The 21,152-nt window shown below is 68.4% G+C and carries 21 protein-coding genes; 10 read left to right on the plus strand and 11 right to left on the minus strand.

The window, feature by feature from the left end:
* Window positions 1-12 precede the first annotated feature (12 nt).
* The gene (locus tag AC3WQR_RS06600) at window positions 13-570 is read right to left on the minus strand and encodes a peroxiredoxin (protein WP_492741496.1); all 558 of its coding nucleotides are present in this window, start codon (window positions 568-570) and stop codon (window positions 13-15) included.
* A gap of 131 nt (window positions 571-701) precedes the next feature.
* Between AC3WQR_RS06600 and AC3WQR_RS06605 the strand changes: the two genes are divergently transcribed.
* The 8 genes from AC3WQR_RS06605 to AC3WQR_RS06640 all read left to right on the plus strand — a co-directional run bounded on the left by AC3WQR_RS06605 (window position 702) and on the right by AC3WQR_RS06640 (window position 8,290).
* On the plus strand, window positions 702-2,267 hold the full coding sequence (locus AC3WQR_RS06605; RefSeq protein WP_062473093.1) for a phospholipase D family protein: 1,566 nt from the start codon (window positions 702-704) through the stop codon (window positions 2,265-2,267).
* Window positions 2,268-2,276: 9 nt separating this feature from the next.
* The gene (locus AC3WQR_RS06610; RefSeq protein ID WP_095950217.1) at window positions 2,277-3,050 is read left to right on the plus strand and encodes a sterol desaturase family protein; all 774 of its coding nucleotides are present in this window, start codon (window positions 2,277-2,279) and stop codon (window positions 3,048-3,050) included.
* The gene (locus tag AC3WQR_RS06615) at window positions 3,031-3,972 is read left to right on the plus strand and encodes a fatty acid desaturase family protein (RefSeq protein ID WP_492741497.1); all 942 of its coding nucleotides are present in this window, start codon (window positions 3,031-3,033) and stop codon (window positions 3,970-3,972) included. The genes AC3WQR_RS06610 and AC3WQR_RS06615 overlap by 20 nt, the downstream gene beginning before the upstream one ends.
* 4 nt (window positions 3,973-3,976) lie before the next feature.
* Window positions 3,977-5,938, plus strand: a complete 1,962-nt coding sequence (locus AC3WQR_RS06620; protein ID WP_492741498.1) for an iron-containing redox enzyme family protein — start codon at window positions 3,977-3,979, stop codon at window positions 5,936-5,938.
* A complete protein-coding gene (locus tag AC3WQR_RS06625; protein WP_492741500.1) occupies window positions 5,938-6,849 on the plus strand; it encodes a DUF6999 family protein in 912 nt (303 codons plus the stop codon). Before AC3WQR_RS06620 ends, AC3WQR_RS06625 begins: the two co-directional genes overlap by 1 nt.
* 26 nt (window positions 6,850-6,875) lie before the next feature.
* On the plus strand, window positions 6,876-7,235 hold the full coding sequence (locus AC3WQR_RS06630; protein ID WP_370680636.1) for a hypothetical protein: 360 nt from the start codon (window positions 6,876-6,878) through the stop codon (window positions 7,233-7,235).
* Window positions 7,222-7,470, plus strand: a complete 249-nt coding sequence (locus tag AC3WQR_RS06635; protein ID WP_056580179.1) for a hypothetical protein — start codon at window positions 7,222-7,224, stop codon at window positions 7,468-7,470. Before AC3WQR_RS06630 ends, AC3WQR_RS06635 begins: the two co-directional genes overlap by 14 nt.
* 226 nt (window positions 7,471-7,696) lie before the next feature.
* Window positions 7,697-8,290 (plus strand): hypothetical protein, encoded by a 594-nt coding sequence (locus AC3WQR_RS06640; RefSeq protein ID WP_070060930.1) that lies wholly within the window; start codon window positions 7,697-7,699, stop codon window positions 8,288-8,290.
* 5 nt (window positions 8,291-8,295) lie between these two features.
* On the opposite strand, the gene AC3WQR_RS06645 is transcribed toward AC3WQR_RS06640, so the two are convergent.
* Entirely contained in the window at window positions 8,296-9,132 is an 837-nt protein-coding gene (locus tag AC3WQR_RS06645; protein ID WP_492741501.1) for a metal-dependent hydrolase, read from the minus strand.
* A gap of 117 nt (window positions 9,133-9,249) precedes the next feature.
* On the opposite strand from AC3WQR_RS06645, the gene AC3WQR_RS06650 reads away from it, so the two are divergent.
* Window positions 9,250-9,879 (plus strand): TetR/AcrR family transcriptional regulator, encoded by a 630-nt coding sequence (locus AC3WQR_RS06650; protein WP_492741503.1) that lies wholly within the window; start codon window positions 9,250-9,252, stop codon window positions 9,877-9,879.
* Here the strand turns inward: AC3WQR_RS06650 and AC3WQR_RS06655 are convergent.
* The 7 genes from AC3WQR_RS06655 to AC3WQR_RS06685 all read right to left on the minus strand — a co-directional run bounded on the left by AC3WQR_RS06655 (window position 9,876) and on the right by AC3WQR_RS06685 (window position 18,338).
* The gene (locus AC3WQR_RS06655; RefSeq protein WP_492741504.1) at window positions 9,876-11,018 is read right to left on the minus strand and encodes an ABC transporter permease; all 1,143 of its coding nucleotides are present in this window, start codon (window positions 11,016-11,018) and stop codon (window positions 9,876-9,878) included. The two genes, AC3WQR_RS06650 and AC3WQR_RS06655, sit on opposite strands and share 4 nt — an antisense overlap.
* Window positions 11,018-12,202: an ABC transporter permease gene (locus AC3WQR_RS06660; RefSeq protein ID WP_492741505.1), complete on the minus strand. Its 1,185-nt coding sequence runs from the start codon at window positions 12,200-12,202 to the stop codon at window positions 11,018-11,020. The genes AC3WQR_RS06655 and AC3WQR_RS06660 overlap by 1 nt, the downstream gene beginning before the upstream one ends.
* A 13-nt stretch (window positions 12,203-12,215) precedes the next feature.
* Complete coding sequence (locus AC3WQR_RS06665) at window positions 12,216-13,202, minus strand: HlyD family secretion protein (RefSeq protein ID WP_492741506.1); 987 nt, start codon at window positions 13,200-13,202, stop codon at window positions 12,216-12,218.
* Between the two features lie 2 nt (window positions 13,203-13,204).
* Window positions 13,205-14,641, minus strand: coding sequence for a TolC family protein (locus AC3WQR_RS06670; protein WP_223301332.1), 1,437 nt, complete (start codon window positions 14,639-14,641; stop codon window positions 13,205-13,207).
* A gap of 5 nt (window positions 14,642-14,646) precedes the next feature.
* Entirely contained in the window at window positions 14,647-15,378 is a 732-nt protein-coding gene (locus AC3WQR_RS06675; protein WP_492741507.1) for a MerR family transcriptional regulator, read from the minus strand.
* Window positions 15,379-15,451: 73 nt separating this feature from the next.
* Window positions 15,452-15,820: a nuclear transport factor 2 family protein gene (locus tag AC3WQR_RS06680; RefSeq protein WP_492741508.1), complete on the minus strand. Its 369-nt coding sequence runs from the start codon at window positions 15,818-15,820 to the stop codon at window positions 15,452-15,454.
* Between the two features lies 1 nt (window position 15,821).
* Window positions 15,822-18,338, minus strand: coding sequence for a sodium-translocating pyrophosphatase (locus tag AC3WQR_RS06685; protein WP_492741509.1), 2,517 nt, complete (start codon window positions 18,336-18,338; stop codon window positions 15,822-15,824).
* A gap of 254 nt (window positions 18,339-18,592) precedes the next feature.
* On the opposite strand from AC3WQR_RS06685, the gene ppa reads away from it, so the two are divergent.
* Complete coding sequence (gene ppa, locus AC3WQR_RS06690) at window positions 18,593-19,120, plus strand: inorganic diphosphatase (protein ID WP_007834256.1); 528 nt, start codon at window positions 18,593-18,595, stop codon at window positions 19,118-19,120.
* Between the two features lie 41 nt (window positions 19,121-19,161).
* Here ppa and AC3WQR_RS06695 read toward each other — a convergent pair whose 3' ends face one another.
* Together AC3WQR_RS06695 and AC3WQR_RS06700 are read right to left on the minus strand one after the other, a co-directional pair.
* Entirely contained in the window at window positions 19,162-19,914 is a 753-nt protein-coding gene (locus AC3WQR_RS06695) for a hypothetical protein (RefSeq protein WP_492741510.1), read from the minus strand.
* A gap of 77 nt (window positions 19,915-19,991) precedes the next feature.
* Window positions 19,992-21,152, minus strand: coding sequence for a GNAT family N-acetyltransferase (locus tag AC3WQR_RS06700; protein WP_492741511.1), 1,161 nt, complete (start codon window positions 21,150-21,152; stop codon window positions 19,992-19,994).

Here is a 21,152-nt window from a genome sequence, read left to right on the forward strand (position 1 = left end):
GGCCGGCCCGCCTTACTTCGCCGCGGTGGCTTTGGGCAGCGCGCGCACGGCGTTCAGCATGCGCTCGACGTGCTTGTCGGGGTTGAGGTTCTGGTAGTAGTAGGCGACCTTGCCGTCGGTCGCGATCACGTACGACAGGCGGTTGGCGAAGTCGGGCCGGGTCTGCATCAGCGCGTCGAAGCCCTGGATCACGGTCTTGCCCTGGTCGGAGGCCACCGGAAAGCGGCTCTGGCACGACTTGACCGAGAACTTGGAGAGCGTGTCGATGTCGTCGGCCGACACGCCGATCACCGAGGCGCCGAGTGCGGCGAACTGGTCGACCGCCTCGGCGAAGGCGTGGGCCTCGATGGAACAGTCGTTGGAGTCGGCCGCCGGAAAGAAGTACAGCACCACCGGCCCCTTGGCCAGCGCCTCGGCCAGCGAGTAGCGGAAGGTCTTGCCGCCGAGCGCGGCCGTGGCCGTGAACTTGGGCACCGGGTCGCCGATGTCGAGTGCGGCGTGGGCACTGGGTACCCCGGCGGCGAGGGCCGCGGCCCACAAAGCGGTGCGCAAAAGGAGCGATCGAGCCATGATGTAACTCCGAAGCGAAGTGAATCGAATTCTAGGACGACGCTTCGCCAAATGGGCCCCGTTGAAACCGCCGCGGGAGGACCGGCGTACATCAGGGCAGTGGCATCCACAACGACAAGAGGAACCCGACCATGAACGCCTGGGCCCGATCTCTTCTGCGCACGGCGCTGGCCGGCGTGCTGCTGGCATTGCTCGGCGCGTGCGGCTCGCTGCCGCCGGCGCGCGAACGCCCGGCCGAACACGCGGCCGCTGCCGACCCGGGTACCGCGCTCGCGAAGATCGTCGCGGCCTCCACGCCGCCCGGCGAACATTCGGGCTTCCGGCTGATGCCGTTGGGCGTGTACTCGCTCGACGCGCGCCTGCAGCTCGCGCAGCGCGCCGAGCGCTCGCTGGTGGTGCAGTACTACCAGCTCGAGAACGACGCCACCGGCCGGCTGCTGCTGCGCACGCTGCGCGAGGCGGCGGCGCGCGGCGTGAAGGTGCGGGTGCTGGTGGACGACCTGTACACGGTGAAGAGCCAGCAGCTGTTGCTGGCGCTGTCCGAGACGCCCAATGTGTCGGTGCGCCTGTTCAACCCGTTCTGCTGTGCGCGCGACGGGTTCCTGTCGCGCTTCGTGGTGTCGATCTTCGACATCCACCGCCTCAACCACCGCATGCACAACAAGCTCTTCATTGCCGACGGCGCGATGGCGGTGGTGGGTGGGCGCAACATCGCCGACGAGTATTTCGTGCTGAGCGAGGCGCAGAACTTCATCGACATGGACGCGTTGGTGGTCGGCAAGGTGGTGCCGCAGCTCGAGAGCATCTTCGACGCCTACTGGAACAGCGACCAGATCTGGCCCATTGCCGAGATCGTGCGCAAAGAGGCCGGCGCCGCCACCTTCGATGCCGAGATCGGCATGTCGGGCCCGCCGCCGAAGGTCGTGCTGCCGCCCTCGGACATCCTCGGCTACGGCCCCATCGCCGAAGAACTCGACGGCGGCCGCATGGGCCTGCTGTGGGGCGAGGCCCGCGCCATCGCCGACCCGCCCTCCAAGCCCACGACGCTGACGGCCGAAGATGCCATTGCCACCAGCGTGACGATGAAGGTCTGGGCGCTGCTGCTCGACGCCAAGACCGAGGTCGACCTGACCTCGCCCTACCTCGTGCCGGGCGAGCGCGGCATGGCCGCGTTCGAGGACCTGGCCAAGCGCAAGGTCAAGCTCACGCTGCTGACCAATTCGCTGGCGGCCAACGATGAGCCGCTGGTGCACACCGGCTACGCGCGATACCGCGAGCGCCTGCTGAAAGGCGGCGCCGACCTGTACGAGCTGAGCCCGCAGCGCACCACTGCCAGCATGCGCTTCGGCAGCTTCGGCAACTCGCTGGGCCGGCTGCACGCCAAGACCGCCGCCATCGACAAGACGCGCATCTTCATCGGCTCGATGAACCTCGACCCTCGTTCGGCCAGCCAGAACACCGAGATGGGCGTGGTGGTCGACAACCCGCAACTGGCGCGCGAGATGCTGCGCATCATCCACGTGAGCAAGCTGCAGAACTCGTACCGGCTGCGGCTGTCGAAGGAGGGCGGTACGCTCGAATGGCTCACGAACGACGGCGAGAAAGAGGTGATCCTCACTTCGGAACCCGAGTCGGGTTTCTTCCAGCGCCTGTACAACACCCTGATCTCCCCGCTGGTGCCCGAGATGCTGTTGTAGCCTCGGGGGATGGCGCAGACCTTCACTTCTCTTTCGGCCCCGCAGGTCATGCTGTGGGGCCTGCTGTTCTTCGGCGGCATCTACCTGGGTTTCGGCGCGCTCACCTGGCTGCTCACGAAGCGCGTGCTGCCGGCGCTGGGCATCGGGCGCGCGCTCGACCCGCGGCCGTTGCAGCCCGGCCAGCTGCGGCGCGAGCTCACGCAGTCGGGCATCTCGGTGCTGATCTTCGGGCTGGGCATGGTGTTTCCATGGGGGCTGCTGCAGCTGGGCTGGGCGCGGCTCGAGCCCGACGCGGGCTGGCGCCGCATCGGCATCGAGATCCTCGTGCTCGCGGTGTGGAACGACGTGCATTTCTGGCTCAACCACCGGCTGCTGCACACGCGCTGGCTGCGCCGCTTCCACGGGCCGCACCACCGCTCGTTCGTGACCACGCCGTGGGCCACCTACAGCTTTCACCCGATCGAGGCGCTGATGCTCGGCAACGTGATCCTGCTGCCGATGGTGCTGCACGACTTCAGCTTCTGGTCGCTGGCGTCGGTGCCGGTGTTCAGCCTGTTCTTCAACTGCGTCGGGCATTCGAACTACGACTTCGTGCCCGGCGTGTCGTACAGCCACTGGTTCGCCGCGAGCCGCCGGCATCACCTGCACCATGCTGTGCACAACGGCAACTACGGCTTCCAGTTCACCTTCATGGACCGGCTGTTCCGCACGCGCATCGCGGCCGACGCGGCCGAGCCGCTGTTCCAGGCGTTTCGAAAGAAGCATGGCGCCACGACGGCCTGACGCGCGCCATCGGCTGCCGCGGCTGCGCCACTGGCGCGACTGGCAAAGCCTCGCGTACCTCGTCGCCTTGCCCGCGCTGGCGGCGTGGCAGTGGGTGCACGGCTTTCACGTGGTGCCGTATGCGCTGATGCTGTTCCTCACGCTCGGCATCGGCGTGATCCACCACAACCACGTGCACCTGCGCATGTGGCGCGGGCGGCGCATGAACCGGTTGACCGACTTCTGGATCACGCTGCTGCAGGGCCACCCGACCTTCGTCTTCTGGCCCGCGCATGTGGCCAACCACCATCGCCATCGTCATGGACCGAAGGACGTGGCGCGCACCTACCGCTTCGGCGGCGACACCAACCATCTGTGGGGCTACCTGCTGCATCCGTTTCAGGCCGTGTGGGTGCTGATGCCGTTGTTCTTCGGCTGGCTCGCGCGGCTGCACCGTCATCACCGCGGCGCGTGGCGCTACTGCATGGCGCAGTACGCGCTGTGGCTGGCCAGCTGGAGCGTGCTGCTGGCGATCGACTGGCGCAAGGCATTGCTCTTCGTGATCGTGCCGCAGCTGCACGGCCTGCACTGGCTGCTGGCCACCAACTACCTGCAGCACGCGCATGCCGACGGCCGCAAGACGCCGCGCAAGGACGCATCCGGCGATACCCGTGGTAGCCAGCTGAACTACGCGCGCAATTTCGAGGGGCTGGTGAACCCCTTGCTGTTCAACATCGGCCTGCACACCGCACACCACGAGAACCCGCATGCCCATTGGTCCGAGCTCACGCACCTGCATCACACGCGCTACCGCGCGCAGGTCGCACCCGCGCTCAACGAGGGCGGGCTGGTGCCGTACATGGTGCGCGTCTTCGTGCTGGGGACCGTGTGGCCGCGTTTTCGCAGCCGCTCGCTGATGCCTCCCGATTCACCCATCTCCTGAACCCATGCCCGTTTCATTCCAACGCGTGTACCTCGAAAGTGCCGGCTACTTCATGCCCGGCGAGCCTGTTCCCAACGACCGCATGGACGCGTACATCGCGCCGCTCAACCGCATGTCGGAGCGCATCAAGCGCCGCATCCTGGCCGAGAACGGCATCCTCACGCGGCACTACGCGATCGACGAAGAGGGCGTGACGCGCCACACCAACGCGCAGCTGGCGGCCGGTGCGATCCGCGACTGCCTGCAGCGTGGCGGCGCGGAGCTGTCGCGCGTGTCGCTGCTGGCCAGCGGCTCCTCGGGCGGCGACACGCTGATGCCCGGCTTCGCCAACATGATCCAGGGCGAGCTGGCGGCGCAGCCGATGGAAACGCATTCGGTGCACGGCATCTGCGCGGCCGGCGTGTCGGCGATCCAGACGGCCGCGCAGGGCATCGAACTGGGTGCGCACCGTTCGGCGCTGGCGGTGGCCAGCGAAATGCCGTCGCGCCTGTTCAAGCGCTCGCGCTTTGCCGCGCGCGGCTACGAGACCGATTTCGACTCGCACTTCCTGCGCTGGATGCTGTCCGATGGCGCGGGCGCGCTGCTGCTGTCCGACGGCACGCCCGCGCTGGCCGGCAAGCCGGGGCTGCGCCTGAAGCTGAAGTGGGTGCACCAGCGCGCGTTCTCGGGCGACTACCCGGTGTGCATGCAGCTGGGCCTCACCGAAGACCGCGCGCGCGGGCATCTCGATTTCGGCTCGTGGGCCGAGGCCGAGGCAGCCGGCGCGTTGTCGCTGCGCCAGGACATCCGGCTCTTGCCGCACCTGTTCGACATCGGCATCCACGAATACGCGGGCCTGGTGCGCGACGGCTGGGTCGATCCGAAGCGGGTCGACCATTTCCTGTGCCACTACTCGTCGGAAAAATTCATCCCGGTGGTCGAAGACCTGATGGCCAAGGCCGACCTGGCGATTCCGCGCGAGCGCTGGTGGAGCAACCTGGCCTGGCGCGGCAACACGGGCGCGGCATCGATCCTCGTGATGCTCGCCGAGTTCCTGCACACCAAGGCGCTGAAGCCGGGCGAGCAGATCTTCTGCTATGTGCCGGAGTCGGGGCGCTTCATGGCAGCGTACATGCTGCTCGAGGTCGAGGCCGTCGATGCGGCGCCCGTCGTGATCGCGCCCCGCGCGGCGGCGGCAGTGGCGCCCGACGACGACCTCGTCATTGCGCCCCCGCACGACCCGGCCGCAGCGCCCGAAGGCCTGGGCGCCTTGCTGACCGAGCTGGCCGCCATCTGGCACGACTACCGCTCGCGCGTGTGGCGCACGCCGCTGATCCGCCAGATCCGCGAGCGCCGCTTTGCCGTGCCCGACTACCTGAACTGGATGGAACAGTGGGTGCCGCAGGTGCGCGAAGGCAGCCTGTGGATGCGCGAAGGCGCCGCTTCGCTGAGCGAGCCGTACCGCATGCTGTCGTCGCTGATCGACGTGCACGCGGGCGAGGAGCAGAACGACTTCAACATCCTCTTCAGCGACTATCGCAAGGCCGGCGGCACGGTCGAATCGATCGACGAGCTGCGCCGCAACCCCGGCGGCGAGGCACTCAACGCCTACCTGCACGGCCTGGCCGCCACGCGCGACCCGATTGGCCTTTTGGGCGCGATCTACATCATCGAAGGCACGGGCCAGCGCATCGTGCCGGCGCTGCTGCCGCTGCTCAAGGCCAGCCTGAAGCTGCCGCCCGATGCGTTCCGTTTCCTCGAGTACCACGGCCACAACGACGAGCACCACCTGAACCGCTGGCTCGCCGCGGTCGAGATGGTGATGGCCGTGGAAGGGCAGGCCCGCGCCGCCCGACAGATTGCCGACACCGCACGCCATACGGCGGCGCTGTACCTGATGCAGTTCCAGCACATCACCGAACGAATGCCCCATGAGCCGCCGGGCCGCCCCAAGGCGAATACCGCAGCCGAAGGCGGAGGTTTCTAGTGAGCCGAACGCCTGAATTCCTGACGCAAGCCCACGACGAGCGCGACCCCAGCCCCTGGCTGGCGCTTTACCTCGACCAGAGCACGCCGCTGCCCGACGACGTGAAGGCTGCGTGGCTGGCCGATTCGAGCTCGGCCTCGCGCCAGTACCTGCTGCCGTTCCTGCGGCCGATTGCGCGGCTGACGATCATCCTGATCCAGATCGTGAAGGTGTTCGTGCCGCGCAACTGGTCGCACTCGATGCTGCTGCACCGCTTCCTGGCGTGGGGGCTCAAGCGCTTCGTGTCGCCCGAGGCCAACTGGCTGATCCTGAGGCACTTTCACCTGGGCTCGCAGGTGCTGGCCTTCATCGGGCGCAACTCGCCCGCGCCCGTGGGTACCTCGCCGCTGGAGCCGGCCGACATCGACGCGCTGAAGGACGAGATGTTCCTGAAGCACGACCTGAACCTGTTCAACTTCGTGATCCGGCTGAACACGGCGCTGCGCGACAAGGGGTTGGCGCTGTGCAAGGCCGAGCAGGTCGATTTCTCGATGATCCAGCCGCCGGCGTTGCGGCTGGAAGACATGCCGCAGGGCAAGCTCAATTTTCTCGACCTGCAAAGCGCCATCGAGCTGTTCACGCCGCTGTACCAGCTGATGCTGACCGACAACGATTTCTGGCGCGCCGCCAACTCCTTGCAACTGGACGAAACCATCGGCATCTACGCGGCGACGATCCTGAACGCGCCCGAGCACCTGATCCTGGTCAACAACAAGCATCCGCTGGTGCCGCTGTCGACCTTGCGGGCCGGGCACCGGCTGGTGATCCACGGCCTGTCGACCGAAATGCTTCACAGCCTGCTCCAGCGCATGCGCGCGGCGCAGGAAGCCATGTCGGCAGAGACACTTCCGCGCGACCCGCCCCTTGCATAGGGGTATGCTGTCCCCACATGCAAACCATGAACACGACCCGAAATCCGTCTCCCAAGACCGATCTGGCAGTGACCCACGTGCTGGCTCAACTGCTGGAGAGGCTTGAGCACAGCGCCGTGCCGGTTGGCGCCGAGCAGTACCGCTCGGTGGTCGAGCACTTGGTGCATGAATTCGAAGACGTCGAGCCCGGTGCCGAACTGGGCCAGTTGCTCGATGCCTATCCGGCCGCCTCCGAGGTCTACGAAAATATGAATTACCAGCACGCCGGCCTTTGCCGCTCGGCGCTGGACGTTTCCCTGGCCGCCGAAGGCGCAGCCAGGGAAGCCATTGCCCGCGCCATGCGCGGTGACGAATCGAACAAGGACAAGATGCATGGCCAAGGGTGAAGTGAAAACGGCAGTGGTGGCGGACGGGCTGCGCTACAAATCGAAGGCGCCGGGCTCTCCGTTCCGCGCCTCGGCGTCGTTCAGCGGGGCCACGATGTCCTGCTTCATGTGCGGCAAGCACCGCGTGCGTTCGCAGCTGCGCACGCGTCAGGTGCTGGGCAAGTCGCAGACCGTCTGCGCGCCTTCGTGCAAGGCGCTCGACGAGGCCCTCGAGGCCGAAGCATCGTCGAGCTGAGCGCCTAGCACGGCGCCGCGTCGCGTTGGCGACATGGCCTCATCGGCATGTCGTCGATTGCCTTCCATCCCGGTCGCAATCGATATACAGTTGGACACAAATGATGCAAGTAATTGCATTTAATCTAAAGTTCTAATTTGTAGCCGATGACCACTCAAATCCAGCAAGAAGGCGATCGGTGCCCCGCAGCGGGCGTGGATTTTTCTCTGCGTGGAGGGCCTGAGCTGTGAACAAGCCACGTCACGTCGTCATGCAGGTCGTCAAGCGCTCGTCCGGCAGCGCCACGCACCATGTCGAATTCCTCATGGACGACAACTTCGCCGAGCGCCTGCGCCAATTGCGCTCGCTGGTGCCGCCGCTGGGTGCCCTCAACAAGCAACGCGACCTCGTGATCGACAAGGTCCGCGTGCGCCTGCCCAACGCCATCTGGCGCTCGGGCAACGAGATCGCCATCGACGGCGGGGTGGACGGCTCCTGCATCGTGATCGCGGCCGAGGGCTCGTTCAACTGCGGTGGCAAGGACCGCCGCACGCGCGAAAAGCTGGTGACCTACAACTTCTCGATCGCACGCCTGATCGAGCTGCACGGCGAACGCCCCGAAGGCGAAACGCTCTACATCCGCGACGGCGTGTTCGCCAATGACGAGCCCGCCGAATCGCCGGCCGGCCGCTGGGTCGCTTCCATGCACGAACTCGAAGTGGTGATGCGCGTGCCCGATGCGCCGTCCGATTTCGACACGCTGCACGACCTCACGCTGCGCGCCGACGGGCAGCCGACGCAGGCGGGCGCGCTGAGCCCGCACCGCGCCAGCATCTACTGACGAACTCAGGCCGACGTTGCCGCAGGCGCGCCCACGGGCGTGAACTGCGCGCCGTTGTCGGCCAGCCAGCGTGCCGAGAGGCTGCTGTCCTGCTGGTCGGGGTGGAAGTCGCTGCGCAGGTACTGGCGCCAGCCCGCGAGATTGCCCCGCAGCAGGCCGCCGCGGCCCAGCAGGATGCGCGCGGCGCTCTTCCAGGTGGCCCACTTCCACAATTGTTTTTCATGCCGCAGGTTGTCGACCGTCTGGCGCATCAGGTCGCCGAGGAACATCACCGTCACGCGGCGGAACCAGCGCGTGCGCCATTCGTCCGAGCCGCCCGTGGCCTTGTAGATGTCGAAGGCCACGCTCTTGTGCTCCAGCTCTTCCGCGCTGTGCCACAGCCACATCGTGCGCAGCCGGGGCTCGGCGCCGTCCAGGATCTCGGGGCGGGCCAGCAGCCACTCGGCGAACATCGCCGTGAAGTGCTCGGTGGCCGCCGTCACGGCCAGCGCGTGGCGCGGATCGGCGCCGTCCATCAGTTCCATGCGTTGGCTGGCGCGCGCAGTCCAGCGGTCGACCAGGCCCTGCTGCTCCAGGTGCGCGTTGAACAGCGAATGGATGCGCCGGTGCGTCGCCTCCTGGCCGATGAAGCCGCGCACGTCGGCGCGGTAGCGCTCCTGCACCTCGGTCGGCAGCGTGGCCATGGCGTCGCGCACGGCGTCGATGAAGAACTGCTCGCCGAAGGGGAAACTCATCGACAAGGCGTTGAAGAAAGCCGTCGAAAAGGCATCGCCGCCGCACCAGTCGCGCGAGAAGGGCGATTGCAGGTCGATCAGCAGGCGGCGGACAACGAGTTCGGTCATGGGGGGCAATTCCTGAGTTCGTGGGTAAAAGTTGGTACAACTCCGTACCGCGTGCCGCCATGGTGCAATTGTGAATTGGTACTGTCAAGTACCAAGGCGTAGGAAAATGAATCGCACATGACTGCCACCATCGACAAAACCGCCACGCCCGATGCCGCCGAAGGCGCGGCCAGCGAGCACTACGCGCGGCTGCTCCAGGGCATGGCGCATGCCGTGGCGGCCAAGGGCTACGCCGACACCACCATCGCCGACATCGTGCGCGAGGCCGCCGTGTCGCGGCGCACGTTCTACGAGCACTTCAGCACCAAGACCGAGTGTCTGATCGCGCTGTATGAAACGGCCAGCCGGCTCGGCCTGCAGGCCGTGAGCGAGGCCTTCGACCCGGCCCAGCCGTGGCACACGCAGGTGGAGCAGGCGATGACCGCCTACATGGACTACCTCGCGCAGGACCCGGTGCTGCTGCGCACACTGTTCGTCGAGATCCTCGGGTTGGGCCTGCCGGGCCTGGCGGCGCGGCGCCGCGTGAACGGCGAGATCGCCAACTTCATCCAGGTGGCGATCAACAGCAGCGATTCAGGCGAGGTGCCCGCGGCGCACATGAGCAGTCAGATGGCGATGACGGTGGTGGGCGGCATCAACGAACTGGTGCTGCAGGCCATCGAGCAGGACCGCGTGGGCGACCTGCGCGAGCTGGTGGCGCCCGCCACGCGGCTGGTGCGCGCCGTGGCGGCGGACAGCCGACGCTAGTCACGCTCGTTCTGGCACGGCGTGGCCGCAGCCCACAACACGAGCAGCCCCGCGACCACCATCGCCGCCAGCGCCCCGAGGTACGGCAGCACGTCGTGCAGCGGCGCCCCCATCTGGTTGAGCCGCAGCGAGGCCTGGATGCCCGCCGTGCTGGGGAACAGCCAGCGCAGCGCCTGCAGCGGCGCGGGCAGGGCCTCGACAGGCCACGAGAAGCCCGAGAGAAAGGCCATCGGCAGCGCAGTGAAGAGCAGCACCTGCAGCGCACGTTCGCGGTCGCGGAACCAGCAGCCCAGCAGCAGGCCGAGCACGCAGATCGCGGGCACGTAGAACAGCAGCAGCACCAGCGCGCCGAATGGATTGCCGCCACGCGGATAGTCCTGCAGGAAGAAGACCCAGCCGAAATAGAACAGGCCGCTCAGCACGCCGAAGCCCGACAGCGCACCGAGCCGCCCCAGCCACGCGCCCATGCCCGCGCGCAGCCGGCCGGCCTCGGCCCAGGTGCCGGCCAGCATCGCGGCGCCCATCAGCAGCGTCTGCTGCAGGATCAGCAGCGCCACCGCCGGCACCACGTAGCTGCCGTAGCCCTCGGTCGGGTTGAACAGCGCCACCAGCTGCGTGTTGAGCGGGCTGCGGCTGCGCGCAGCCTGCACCGCGCTTTGGCCGCCGGCCTGCAGCTTGCGGATCTCCACACCGGCCGACACCGTGCCCACCGCCTCCGAAAAGCCGTACAGCACCGCCTTGTTCAGCAGCGCGTAGGCGCCGTTGCCCTCGATGCTCACCACCGCCGGCGTACCGCGCAGCACGTTGCGCTTGAGGTCCTTTGGCAGCAGCGCATAGCCTTCGATCTCGCCGCGCCACAGCGCCTGCTGCGCCTCGTGCACGTCGGACGTGACCATGCGCACATCCAGCCGCGGGCTGGCCATGGCGAAGCGCGCGATCTGCCGCGACAGCCCGCTGTGGTCCTGGTCGACCACCGCCACCGGCACTCGCGTGACGGCCTGCGTGCCGTAGGGCCACGGGTAGAAGAAGCCGTAGATGATGGGCGCGAGCAGCATGATCAGCAGCACGCCCTTGTCGCGCAGCACGCCGAGGGCGGTGTCGCGCCAGGCGTCGGCGAAGCCCTGGATGCGCGTGCTCATCAGCGGCCTCCCCACGTCTCGGGCGCACCGGCCGCACGCACCAGCAGCGTGGCCGACACGGCCAGCAGCACCGCGGTGCCCACCACCATCCACAGCGGCGTGGCGGCCGAGTAGGCCAGGGGCGCACCCATCTGCAGCTGCTCCATCTGCACGCGGATGTAATGCGTGTAGGGCAGCAGTCCGGCCCACAGCTGTGCGAGCACCGGCATGGCGACCAGCGGAAAGCCCACGCCGCCGAACGCGAAGGCCGGCGCGGTGATGAAGCCGGTGGCCGACAGCGCGGTGCGCAGCGAGCGCGTGAGGCTGGCCACGAAGGCGCCGAGCGCGATCGACAGCGCCAGGAACACCATCAGCGCGAACAGCGTCCATCCCACCGAGCCGACCGGGTGCCAGCCGCGGCCCGCCGTGATCCACAGCATGGCGGCCAGGCCCACCGCCGACAGGCTCGCGAACGGCAGCGCCAGCTTGCCCGCCAGCGCGGCCAGCGCTTCGGGCCAGCGCGGCGCCGCGCCGAGCCAGCCGCCCAGGCTGCGGTCGCGCAGCTCGCGGCCCACGGCCCAGGCGCCGGCCGTCATCGCGAGGATGTGCAGCAGCGCCGGAATGAGCGCGGCACCGAGAAACTGCTCGTAGTCGGTCGAGGTGTTGAACAGCGCCACCATGCTGGCCTTGACCGGGTCCATGCTCACGCGCGCGGCCTTCATCGACTCGCCGCGCTTGTTGCGCACCGCGAGCTCGACGCCGGCCGACACCGTGGCGACGGCGGTGCGCACGTCGCGCTGGATCAGGCTCGAATGCGTACCCAGCTGCGCGTTGTGCAGCAGCACGACCTGCCCGACGCGGCCCTGCTTGACGTCGCGGCTCAGCTCGCGCGGCAACTGCACCGCCGCATCGACGGCGCCGCTGGTGAGCGCGCGCTGCATCTCGCCTTCGTCGGCGTACCGCTGCGCCACGCGCAGGCCCGGCGTGGCGTCCAGGAAGCGCACCAGCTGGCGCGAGAGGGCGGAGTGGTCCTGGTCGAGCACGCCGATCGGCAGGCGCTCGGGCAGGCCGGCCGAGAAGATCCACCAGATCAGGAACACCGCGAGCAGCGGCACCCACGAGATCATGGCCAGGTCCCACGGACGCGTGCGCAGCAGCGCGAATTCGCGCCGGGCGCTGGCGGTGGAAAAGCCGCGCAGGCTCATGGCGGGCGCGGCGTCAGTCGACCAGAACGCTCATGCCGGGGCGCGCGCCTTCGATCGGCTTGAGCGGCCGGGCGCGGACCTCGAAGGTGCGCACGTCGAAGCCGGCACCGCCGCGCGTGGCGCGCCAGGTGGCGAAGTCGGGCAGCACGCCGCTGTAGTAGACCTTGAAGCGGGCGGTGCGCCGGTCCTCGGGCAGGGCGGGCAGGCGGGCGTCGAATTCCTTGTCGAGCGCGAAGCGGGCCAGCCGGTCTTCGCGCACGTTGAGCACCACCCACTGGTCGTTCAGGTCGACCACCGTGACCACGGCCACGCCCTGCGGCGAGAGTTCGCCGACCTTGGCGAGCACCTTGGCCACCTCGCCGGCGACCGGGCTGCGCAGCTCGGTCTCGGCCTTGGCGGCCTCCACCTCGGCGACCACGCCGGCCACCTGCCGCGCCTGTGCGTTGGCGGCGGCCTTGTCCTCGGGGCGGGCGCCGGTGCGCGCCATGTCGTACTGCGCCTTGGCCGCCACGGCGGCGTCGCGCGAGGCCTTCCAGTTGGCTTCGGCTTCGTCGCGCTTCTGGTCGGCCACGAGGCCGTCGCGTGCCAGACCGTCGACGCGGCGGAACGAGGTCTGCGCGAGTTGGGCGGCGGTTTCGGCGCGCTGCCACTGCATGCGCGCCATTTCGATCTCCTGCGGGCGGGCACCGTTCTGCGCCTTGTCGGCCACGGCCTGTGCGGCTTGCTCGGCGGCGGTGGCCTGCGCCAGCTTGGCGCGCACCTCGGGGCTGTCCATGCGCACCAGCAGGGCGCCGGCCTGGATGCGCTCGCCTTCCTTCACCGCCACTTCGGCGATGCGCGCCGTGACCTTGCCGGCCACGTCGGTCTCGCGCGCTTCCATCTGGCCCTGGAATATCTCGGGCGCCGGCTGCGCGGCGCGCCAGAAGCCCCAGACGAGCAGCACCAGCACGAGCAGTGCGGCGGCGATGGCGATCAGTCGGCGGGTCTTGGCACTCATCATGGTCAGTTCACCTTCACGTCGGCGCGCGCGATGTAGTCAGAAAAAGTCTCGGACAGGCCCGCGCTCTCGAGCAGCTGCGCGAGCGCCTGCACGTAGTCGTTGGCGGCCTGCGCGCGTTCGGTCAGCACCTTGGCCTGATTGGTCTCGGCATCGATCAGGTCGAGCGTGGTGCTGGTGCCTTCGCGCAGCCCGGCGGTGCGCAGCTTGACCACCTCTTGCGCGAGTTCGACCGAGACTTTCATCTCGAGGTACTGGCGGCGCGCGTTGTCCAGCGCGCGCCAGTTGCGTTCGACCAGCAGCGAGATGTCGCTGCGCGCCTGCAGGTCGGTGCGCTCGGCCTGTTCGACCTGCTTGTGCGAGGCGGCCGACAGCGCGTTGCGGTCGACCGAGTCATACAGCGTCCAGCGCACGCCGAGGCCGGCCACCCAGTCGGCGTTGCCGCTCTTGATCTCGCGCGTGCCGAAGGCGATCACCTGCGGGCGGCGCAGGGCCTCTTCGCCCTCGTGCAGCTGCTCGGCCTGCGCCTTCTTGGCCGCGACCTTGCCCAGACCCGGATGCCGCGTGAGCGCCGCATCGATGAAGTGGCCGAGCGGCTCGATCGGCGCGCTGATGAGAAACAGCGGCGTCTGTGGCGTGACGCTGCCTTCGGCGCGCACGGTGCGCGCCAGGGCCACGCCCGCGAGTGCGGCGTCGTTCTCGGCCTTGCGGGCGTTGCGGCGCGCCTCTTCGTAGGCGGCGCTGGCCTGCAGCCGCTCGACGCGCGAGATCACGCCGGCCGCGAGCATCTTCTGCGCCGCCGCGTCATGTTGGGCGATGGTGCGCTCGGCCTGCAGGCGCAGCGTGGCCGCGCGCTGCGCGAGCTGGGCGCCGAAGTAGCGCTGCACCAGCAGCGTGTCGACCTCGTGGCCGGCCTGTTCGGCATCGGCCTGGGCTTCGCGCGCCTGCGCCGAGACGAAGCCGCGCACCGCGTCGGTCGCGCCACCCAGGTAGAGCGGCCACACAGCCGACACCGAGGCGTTGGCGCCGGTGTCGTGGCGGTTGAGCGTGTAGCTGTTGGGCAGCTGCGGAATCGGCACGCGCGAGACGAAGCTCTGGATCGACGGCGGCAGCGACGAGCCGATCTGGCCGAGCTTCTGATTGAGCGGGTCGAGGTCGAGGTTCAGGTTCGCGTTGTACGCATAGGCCAGCCCCGAGATGCTGACCACCGGCCCGCCCAGGCGCTTGACGCCTTCGCTCTGCAGTTCCTTGGCCTCGACGGCGATGCGCGCGGCGGCCAGCTTGTCGGAGCGTTCGACCATGCGCTGGCGCGCGGCGTCGAAGCTCAGCGCCAGCGTGGAGGTGGTGTCGCCGCGGGCCTGCTGCTGCGCGAAAGCCGCGCCGCCGAGGAAGGCCGGCAACAGCAGCAGGGACGGAAGAAGGGCGAGGCGAGGTCGTGTCATCGGCATCAGGCGGTCTTGTGCAGCAGGGCGTCGAGCTCCTGCTGCAGGATCACGGGAAAGGCGGCCTGCACCGCCCCGGTGGCCAGCGGCCGTGCTTTCTCGAGCAGCTGCGCGGCGCGGCCGGCATCGAGGGTGTCGCCGGAGAGCAGGCTGTCGGCCAGCGTACGCAGCCAGCGCCGCGCCACGGTGCGCAGCGTGCGGACCATGGTTTCCTGCATGCCGATGACCGCTTCGAGCGGCAGGCCCAGCGCGGCCAGCTGTTCTGCGACCTGGCCGAGCGCCGGGCTCAGCACCTGCACCTGGCCGTCGGGCAATTCGCGCATGAGGCCGGCGCGGGTGGCGCGGCCGAGCAGGGCAGGCGTCATCTGGCCCTGCCACTTGGTGGCCAGCGCCTGGGCCGACACCACCACGGGCGTTTCTTCGGCGAACAGGCTGCCCGACACCGAGCGGGCCACGGCCAGCAGGTCGGGCCAGGTGGAGGCCGGCGCGCGCGTGAAGATGCGGCGGATCGCCTCGATGCCGAAGCCCTGTTCGCGCAGTTCGCGGATCAGCGCCAGGCGTTGGGCGTGGTCGGGGCCGTACAGGCCGAGCCGGCCCTGCAGCCGCGGTGGCGGCAGCAGGCCGCCCGTGGTGTAGGCGCGGATGTTGCGCACCGTGACGCCCGTGCGCGCCGCCAGGGCCTCGATGGAGAGGTCCTGCGGGGCCGTGGAATCGGGTGTGGCGGTGGATGCGTTCATGTGACAGTTTCAATGTTACATCGAAAATGTTGCATAAAACCAGCCCGGATCGCGCGGTCCGGGCGGGGCATCCTCAGCCCGACTTGCGCTGCGCCGGGTCGTAGAAGAACTGTTCTTCGGCGATGCGCTCGCCGTCCCAGCGCTGCCAGGCGATCTCTTCCATGCGCATGCGGCCGCCGCCCTTGAAGACGAACTCGAAGATCCAGTGGATGGCGACGTGGTCGCCGTTCACCAGCACCGGCCGCACGCAGGTCGACGCCACCGACTCGGTGCGCGCGAGCACGGCGCTTTCCTGCGCAACGAGCGTGCTGCGCCCGCGCCGCGGCTCGGCCTGGTTCTCGCGCATGGTGGCGTCTTCGGTGTAGAAATCTTCGATGACCTGCGCATGCGCTCCGCCTTCGACGGCGGCAATGAAGGCTTCGAGCCGGGCGGGCGTGGGCATGTCAGGACTTCACTTTCACTTCGACGCGGCGTGCTTCCGAGGCCGGCCCGTCGGCCTGCGACTGCTCGGGCTTGGCGAGTTCGATCTTGTCCTCGGGCGCACCTGCGGCCTTGATGGCGTCGCGCACGGCCATGGCGCGCTGCTTGGCCAGCTCGGCGTTCTTGGCCGCGTCGCCGCTGGCGTCGTGGTAGCCGCTCACCAGCACGGTGCTGCCGCTCTGCACGGCCTTGATGACATCGGACAGCGCCTCCTTGGCATTGGGTGCGACCTCGGCGCTGGCGCTCGCGAAGTAGAACTTCACGATGCCGTTCTCGACCTTCACGGCGGCGGCTTCGGTGGCCCCGACGGCCGCCGAGGCGAGGGTGGCGGCCGGCGTGGCCGCCGGCGCCATCGCGGCGGGAGCGGTGGCTGCAGGCGGCGTCTCGACCTTGGTCGGCACGGCCGCGGCCGCATCGCCGGCGTGGAACTTGACCACCAGCGGCACGATCAGCAGCGCCACGATGTTGATGATCTTGATCAGCGGATTCACCGCCGGGCCGGCCGTGTCCTTGTACGGGTCGCCCACGGTGTCGCCGGTGACCGCCGCCTTGTGCGCCTCGGAGCCCTTGCCGCCGTGGTGGCCGTCTTCGATGTACTTCTTGGCGTTGTCCCACGCACCGCCGCCCGTGCACATGCTGATGGCGACGAACAGGCCGGTGACGATGGTGCCCATCAGCAGGCCGCCCAGCGCCTTCGGTCCCAGTACCAGGCCGACCAGGATCGGCACCACCACCGGCAGCAGCGACGGGATCATCATTTCCTTGATGGCCGCGCCGGTCAGCATGCCCACGGCCTTGCCGTACTCGGGCTTGCCGGTGCCTTCCATGATGCCGGGGATCTCGCGGAACTGGCGGCGCACTTCTTCCACCACCGCACCGGCCGCGCGGCCCACGGCCTCCATGGCCATCGCGCCGAAGAGGTAGGGGATCAGGCCGCCGATGAACAGGCCGACGATCACCATCGGATCGCTCAGGTTGAAGCTGATGTTCAGCCCGAAGCTCTCCAGCTTGTGGGTGTAGTCGGCAAAGAGCACCAGCGAGGCCAGGCCGGCCGAGCCGATCGCGTAGCCCTTGGTCACGGCCTTGGTGGTGTTGCCCACCGCGTCCAGCGGGTCGGTGATGTCACGCACGCTGGCGGGCAGCTCGCTCATCTCGGCGATGCCGCCGGCGTTGTCGGTGATGGGACCGTAGGCATCCAGCGCCACCACGATGCCAGCCATGCTCAGCATCGACGTGGCGGCCACCGCGATGCCGTACAGGCCCGCGAGGGCGTACGAGGCCAGGATCGCGATGCACACGAAGATCACCGGCCAGGCCGTCGAACGCATCGACACGCCCAGGCCCGCGATGATGTTGGTGCCGTGGCCGGTGGTCGAGGCCTGCGCGATGTGCTGCACGGGCTTGTACTGCGTGCCGGTGTAGTACTCGGTGACCCACACCAGCGCGGCCGTGAGCGCCAGGCCCACGAAGCAGGCGCCGAACAGCTTCAGCTGGCTGCCGCTGGCGGCAATGGCGTTGTCCGGAATGATCCAGCTCGTGACGAACCAGAACGCGATCAGCGACAGGATGCCCGCCACCGCCAGGCCCTTGTAGAGCGCCGGCATCACGTTGACCATGCCCGGCGAGGCCTTCACGAAGAAGCAGCCGATGATCGACGCGATGATCGACACGCCGCCCAGCGCCAGCGGGTACAGCACCGCGTCCAGTGGTGCCGCCGTGACCATCAGCGCGCCCAGCACCATGGTGGCGATGAGCGTCACCGCGTAGGTCTCGAACAGGTCGGCCGCCATGCCGGCGCAGTCGCCGACGTTGTCGCCCACGTTGTCTGCGATCACCGCCGGGTTGCGCGGGTCGTCTTCCGGAATGCCCGCCTCGACCTTGCCCACCAGATCGGCGCCGACGTCAGCGCCCTTGGTGAAGATGCCGCCGCCCAGGCGCGCGAAGATCGAGATCAGCGAGGAGCCGAAGGCAAAGCCGATCAGCGGATTGAGGATGGCCGCCAGGCTGTGGTCCGCCTTCGGCGCACTGCCGGCCAGGAACCAGTAGAAGCCCGTCACGCCCAAGAGGCCCAGGCCCACCACCAGCATGCCGGTGATGGCGCCGCCGCGAAACGCCACGTCGAGCGCCGGGCCGATGCCCTTGGTCGCGGCTTGCGCGGTGCGCACGTTGGCGCGCACCGACACGTTCATGCCGATGAAGCCGCAGGCGCCCGAGAGCACCGCGCCGACCACGAAGCCGGCGGCCGTGGTCAGGTCGAGGAAGAGGGCGATGAGCACCGCGAGCACCACGCCCACCACCGCGATGGTGGTGTACTGCTTGGCGAGGTAGGCCGAGGCGCCGGCCTGGATGGCCGCGGCGATTTCCTGCATCCGGGCGTTGCCCGGGTCCTTGGCGAGAATCCAACTTCGGGCCCAGAAACCGTAGCCTACGGCCACCAGGCCGCAGACGATGGCAAGAATCAGGGGGGTGTTGCCGCTCATGCTTTGCTTCTCCATTCGTTCGTTGTGACTTGTGGAGACGGACAGCCTGGGCCCTGCGCGCAACGCGTACGGGACCATGTTCTCCGCCGCGTTGCTTCCTCGAAGCTCGCTGCACCGAAGGTGCGGAGCCGATTGGCCAACGCTTGCAATTTACAGGCAAAAACACACACGCGTACGACCGGCCCGTGACACGGAAAGTAAACTCCGGGTTTGTCCCCATCCGTCTCATACTTTTCAACTACTCGAAAAACGTCATGTCCTTCGACAAAGTCTCCCCCGGCAAGAACGTCCCCGACGCCTTCAATGTCGTGATCGAAATCCCGATGAACGCCGACCCGATCAAGTACGAAGTCGACAAGGAATCGGGCGCGATCTTCGTGGACCGCTTCATGACGACGGCCATGTACTACCCCGCCAACTACGGCTACGTGCCGCAGACCCTGTCGGGCGACGGCGACCCGGTCGACGTGCTGGTGATCGCCCCGTACCCGCTGCTGCCGGGCGTGGTCGTGCCCTGCCGCCCCCTGGGCATCCTGATGATGGAAGACGAAGCCGGCGTCGACGGCAAGGTGCTGGCCGTGCCCACCGACAAGGTGCTGCCGATCTACAGCCACTGGAAGTCGGTCGACGACGTGAACCCGATGCGCCTGAAGGCCATCAGCCACTTCTTCGAGCACTACAAGGACCTGGAAGCCGGCAAGTGGGTCAAGGTGCTGGGCTGGGAAGGCATCGACGCCGCCAAGAAGGAAGTTCTCGACGGCATCGCCGCGTACAAGAAGTAATTTCTTTCGCTTGAAAGAAACGGCCTGGAGGCTCCGGGCCGTCAGCCCCGGACCGCATCCCCGGCCAGCCGCATCCATTCGCGGTTGACGCCTCGCGCATGCGCGTTCCAGTGGCGCGCCGCCTGCTGCAGCTCGTTCCAATGGCGCTGCGCACCGGCGGTGTCGCCTTGCTGCGCCAGCCACGCGATGTAGCGGGCGCGCGTTTCCACCGTGTTGTAGGTGCTCAGCGCCGCCTCGAAGGCTTCGCGCGCTTCCGGCGTGCGGCCCTCGGCGGCCAGCGCGCGGGCGTTGAGCACGGCGACCTCGTCCTTGCGGTAGTCGTCGCGCGTGGCACGCAGGCTCTGCAGTGCCTGCGAGGCTTCGCGGGCCGACGCCGGGCTACCTTCGGCGATCAGCGCACTGGCCAGGCCGAACTGCAGCTCGGGGTCGGAAGCGAAGGGGCCTTTCAGCGCGTCGCGGTAGTGCCCGACGGCGTCGGCCGCCTGGCCGCGGTCCAGCGCGGCCTTGGCCAGGCGCAGCTTGTTCTGCGCCGTGGGCGCGAGGTCGTAGGCGTCGGCAGCGGCGCGGTACTCGCGCTCGGGGTCGATGAAGCCGATGGCCGCGTTCGCCACCTTGCCCGCGGTGCGCTGCATGCGCGAGGCCGGCAGGTACTCGACCACGAAGTACACGATGCTGCCGAGCAGCGGAAAGCTGAAGAGGATGATGAGCCAGTACATCTGCTTGCCGTGGCGCATGGCATGCACGGCGAAGTACAGCGCGATGAGGATGTGCAGTCCCAGTCCGACGAATGGCATCGGTGCTCCCTGTGTGTTGTGTGTGGTTGTTTGAGTGCCGGGCGGCTTTATAGCAGCCCCCGGCGCTCCCGCACCGATCAGGTCGCCTTGAACGGGCTGCGTTCGCCGAGGTGGTCCATGTAGTTCTCGATGCCGGCGCCTTCGCGCTCGAGGAAGCGCTCGACGGCATCGGCGAACGACGAGTGCGCGAGCCAGTGGGCGCTGGTGGTGCGCACCGGCATCAGCGCACGGGCCATCTTGTGCTCGCCCTGCGCGCCACCTTCGAAGCGCACCGCGCCGTGCGCGATGCACCAGGCGATGGGCTGGTAGTAGCAGGCCTCGAAGTGCAGGCAGTCGACGCGCTCCAGCGCGCCCCAGTAGCGGCCGTAGGCCACCAGCGGCTGGGCTTGGTCGGTGGAAAGCGCGATCAGGCTGGTCGCGATGGGGCGTCCGTCGCGCTCCGCCACGAACAGCAGCCACGCCTCGGGCAGCGTGTCGGCCATGCGCTGGAAGAAATCGTGCGTGAGGTAGGGCGGGTTGCCGTGCTCGCGGTAGGTGCGCTCGTAGCAGCGGTAGAAGAAATCCCAGTCGGCGGTCGAGATGTCGGTGCCGCGCGACCAGCGGAAGCTGACGCCGGCCTCGGCGACCTTGCGACGTTCCTGGCGGATCTTCTTGCGCTTGTCGTGCGCGAGGCTGGCGAGGAAGGCGTCGAAGTCTGTGTAGCTCGGCTGCGTGTTCGTCCAATGGAACTGCACCGTATGGCGCCGCATGAGCCCGGCTTCGGTGCACGCGGCGATGTCGGCGTCGGCGCCGAACAGCAGATGCAAAGACGAAAGTTCCTGTTCCTTGCAGACCGCCACCAGCGCCTGCACCAGCAGCGTGCGGCTTGGCGCGTCGCGTGCCAGCAGCCGGGCGCCCGGCACGGGCGTGAAGGGCACCGCCACCACGGCCTTCGGGTAATAGGCGAGCCCGTGCTGCTCGTAGGCGTTGGCCCAGGCCCAGTCGAACACGTACTCGCCGTAGGAATGGTCCTTGAGGTAGAGCGCGCAGGCGGCTTCGAGCACATCGCCGCGCCACAGCGTGACGAACTGCGGCGTCCATCCGCGCTCGGGCGAGGCGCTGCCGCTGTCGTGCATCGCCGCGAGGTATTCGTGGCGCATGAAGGGCGAGGGCTCGGGCTGCGCGGCGAGCAGGGCGTTCCAGGCTTGCGGGTCGATGTCCGACGGCGACGCCAGAACCCGAATGACATAATCGTTCAA

This window comes from Variovorax sp. FW305-3-2-15-B-LB1, assembly GCF_058787635.1.